Origin of the sequence: Roseovarius nitratireducens (assembly GCF_002925845.1) — a bacterium.
GTDB lineage: Bacteria > Pseudomonadota > Alphaproteobacteria > Rhodobacterales > Rhodobacteraceae > Roseovarius > Roseovarius nitratireducens.
On the sequence record NZ_PDNI01000076.1, the window covers coordinates 1 to 2,698 of the forward strand.

Below are 2,698 nucleotides of genomic sequence, written 5' to 3' on the forward strand. Positions count from 1 at the left end.
AAGGTCGCGGACCTGGCCTGCGACAGCGGTCAATTCGCCGTTATTGATCGCCTGCATCGAGGCCACCGGGTCGATTGCGCTGACCTCGACCCCGCCGTCCACCTCTCGCAGGATCACGTTGCAGGGTAGCATCGCACCGACGCGCGGCTCCATCCCGATGGCTTCGTAGGCCATCTTCGGGTTGCAGGCGCCGAGGATCCGGTAGGCCGGCATCTCGACGTCGAGCTTCTTTTTCATCGTCGCTTGCACGTCGATCTCGGTCAGAACGCCAAATCCGTTGTCGGCCAGCGCGGCGTGCGTGCGGTCGGCGACGTCTTTGAAGGACATCCCATCGAAGGTACGGTTGATCGTATAGGTCATTGCAGCATCCTTTCAGTCGGAATCATCGAGCGCGTGGCGGGGCCGATGTCGAGGAGAGTGTTTGGGTGGGCCACATCCGGCACAAGGTCCGCACTCTGAAGCGGTTTCCCTTTTTGCCATGGTATCCCTGATTGCAGCGCACAGGGTGATCCAGATCAGTGTGCGTTGCAGTCTTTTCCGATTTGATGTGGTCAGAGCGGCCTTTGCCGCCACATTCAAGGAGATGTCGGATGACACACGGGATTGCAGCACGGTCGGCGACCCTGGCCACCGCAGCGACCGTGACGGCCACCACGGCCATGGCACAAGTCGGTGAAATGCCCAACCGGGATGCCCCCTTCTATGACGGGCATGGTATGATGTGGGGCGGTGATCAGTGGGGAGGATTGGGAATGGTGATTGGTCCGATCCTGATGATCCTGATCTTGGTCGCGATCGTCGTTGGGCCGTAGGCCTTCTTCAGGATCATTCCGATACCGCCCGCTGACGGATATGCGTTCGACATCTTGATATAGGTATAGGTGCTGAACGCGGTCACGATGGCCCCAACGATGAAGGACAGTGGAAAGAGCGGCCCGGCAAGCTCGGCAATCTAACCCGTCAGCGCGAAGATGCCCGCGCCGATCATCACGCCGGTGCCCATAGCCACCGCGCCCGGCAGGGTGATGCTGTTCTTCTCGTAATCGTTTTTCGTCATGGATTTTCTTTTTCAGGCTTTTGTCGCATCGCCCCCCAGAACAGCGGCAACCCCGTCACAAGCCCGAGTCCGAGTACCGCCCATGTCGCGCGACCAAGGTCTCCGCTGACCGCCTCACCGCCGAAATGGGCGAGCAGGAAGCCGGTTGATCGTGAAGTCCATTGTCGTTCCTTTCGGTTCATGACTTCGATTTCAGCAGCGACATCTACCTTCCGCCCGGCTGCGGCGTCATTCAAGTTCGGCGCGGGGTGTGCCTGCAGGTGCCTCGCCGTTCGCCTCGATGTCAGCGATGTATCTCTTCATTTCAGCGATTTCTCTGAGCTGCGCTTCGATGATTGCATCTGCCAGTGCCCTGACCCTCGGGTCCGAGATATCGGCCCGCTCGCTGGTCAGGATGGCGATGGAATGGTGCGGGATCATCGCCCGCATCCAGGCGAGATCGTCGACAGTCTCCTGGCTTCGGACAAGCCAAAGCGACAGGGCGAAGGTTACAGCAGCTCCCGCGAAGATCGCGAGATTGACCCTCTTGTTGGAATACATGCCCAGCATGAAAGTGAGCATGATGATCGCCATCACCGCACCCATATAGATCGCCATCCACATGCGCGTCTGCGAGAAAAAAATGTGGTCGAGCGCGTAGGTGTTGAGATACATCAATCCAAACATCACGACCGTCGAAGTCGCGATCATTGCAAGGAAACGTCCGTAGTTCATCTTCCAGCTCCTGATCCTTTTGCCAGTTCAACACCCCGAGAAGGGCTATCCCGAGGATCGCAAGCGCCGCGAGGATGGCGGCGCGCAGCCCAATCTCAGATCGCCTTGACGGCCTTGGTCAGAAGGTCGCGGACCTGGCCTGCGACAGCGGTCAATTCGCCGTTATTGATCGCCTGCATCGAGGCCACCGGGTCGATTGCGCTGACCTCGACCCCGCCGTCCACCTCTCGCAGGATCACGTTGCAGGGTAGCATCGCACCGACGCGCGGCTCCATCCCGATGGCTTCGTAGGCCATCTTCGGGTTGCAGGCGCCGAGGATCCGGTAGGCCGGCATCTCGACGTCGAGCTTCTTTTTCATCGTCGCTTGCACGTCGATCTCGGTCAGAACGCCAAATCCGTTGTCGGCCAGCGCGGCGTGCGTGCGGTCGGCGACGTCTTTGAAGGACATCCCATCGAAGGTACGGTTGATCGTATAGGTCATTGCAGCATCCTTTCAGTCGGAATCATCGAGCGCGTGGCGGGGCCGATGTCGAGGAGAGTGTTTGGGTGGGCCACATCCGGCACAAGGTCCGCACTCTGAAGCGGTTTCCCTTTTTGCCATGGTATCCCTGATTGCAGCGCACAGGGTGATCCAGATCAGTGTGCGTTGCAGTCTTTTCCGATTTGATGTGGTCAGAGCGGCCTTTGCCGCCACATTCAAGGAGATGTCGGATGACACACGGGATTGCAGCACGGTCGGCGACCCTGGCCACCGCAGCGACCGTGACGGCCACCACGGCCATGGCACAAGTCGGTGAAATGCCCAACCGGGATGCCCCCTTCTATGACGGGCATGGTATGATGTGGGGCGGTGATCAGTGGGGAGGATTGGGAATGGTGATTGGTCCGATCCTGATGATCCTGATCTTGGTCGCGATCGTCGTTGG

6 protein-coding genes and 1 pseudogene are annotated in these 2,698 nt (G+C 59.4%); 2 read left to right on the plus strand and 5 right to left on the minus strand.

The window, feature by feature from the left end; genetic code table 11:
- Positions 1–360: DUF302 domain-containing protein (locus CRJ03_RS17635; RefSeq protein ID WP_104018551.1), on the minus strand; the 360-nt coding region annotated here is incomplete at its 3' end.
- A 230-nt stretch (positions 361–590) separates the two neighbouring features.
- Between CRJ03_RS17635 and CRJ03_RS19995 the strand changes: the two genes are divergently transcribed.
- Complete coding sequence (locus tag CRJ03_RS19995; protein WP_165375350.1) at positions 591–812, plus strand: hypothetical protein; 222 nt, start codon at positions 591–593, stop codon at positions 810–812.
- On the opposite strand, the pseudogene CRJ03_RS17640 reads toward CRJ03_RS19995, so the two are convergent.
- The 4 genes and pseudogenes from CRJ03_RS17640 to CRJ03_RS17655 form a co-directional block, all read right to left on the minus strand.
- A pseudogene (locus CRJ03_RS17640) lies at positions 791–1,057 on the minus strand (amino acid permease); the annotation flags it as partial. The gene CRJ03_RS19995 and the pseudogene CRJ03_RS17640 overlap by 22 nt on opposite strands.
- Positions 1,054–1,293, minus strand: a complete 240-nt coding sequence (locus CRJ03_RS20385; protein ID WP_240611714.1) for a hypothetical protein — start codon at positions 1,291–1,293, stop codon at positions 1,054–1,056. The gene CRJ03_RS20385 and the pseudogene CRJ03_RS17640, both read right to left, overlap by 4 nt.
- Positions 1,286–1,771 (minus strand): DUF305 domain-containing protein, encoded by a 486-nt coding sequence (locus CRJ03_RS17650; RefSeq protein ID WP_104020195.1) that lies wholly within the window; start codon positions 1,769–1,771, stop codon positions 1,286–1,288. The genes CRJ03_RS20385 and CRJ03_RS17650 overlap by 8 nt, the downstream gene beginning before the upstream one ends.
- A 95-nt stretch (positions 1,772–1,866) precedes the next feature.
- Positions 1,867–2,253: a DUF302 domain-containing protein gene (locus CRJ03_RS17655; RefSeq protein ID WP_104020196.1), complete on the minus strand. Its 387-nt coding sequence runs from the start codon at positions 2,251–2,253 to the stop codon at positions 1,867–1,869.
- 230 nt (positions 2,254–2,483) lie between these two features.
- Between CRJ03_RS17655 and CRJ03_RS17660 the strand changes: the two genes are divergently transcribed.
- Positions 2,484–2,698, plus strand: a 215-nt coding sequence (locus tag CRJ03_RS17660) for a hypothetical protein (RefSeq protein WP_206018396.1), incomplete at its 3' end; no start/stop codon positions are given.

Coding starts and splice junctions, on each gene's coding strand:
- CRJ03_RS17650 (WP_104020195.1), bottom strand. CDS start 1,771: ATGAACTACGGACGTTTCCTTGCAATGATCGCGACTTCGACGGTCGTG.
- CRJ03_RS17655 (WP_104020196.1), bottom strand. CDS start 2,253: ATGACCTATACGATCAACCGTACCTTCGATGGGATGTCCTTCAAAGAC.
- CRJ03_RS19995 (WP_165375350.1), top strand. CDS start 591: ATGACACACGGGATTGCAGCACGGTCGGCGACCCTGGCCACCGCAGCG.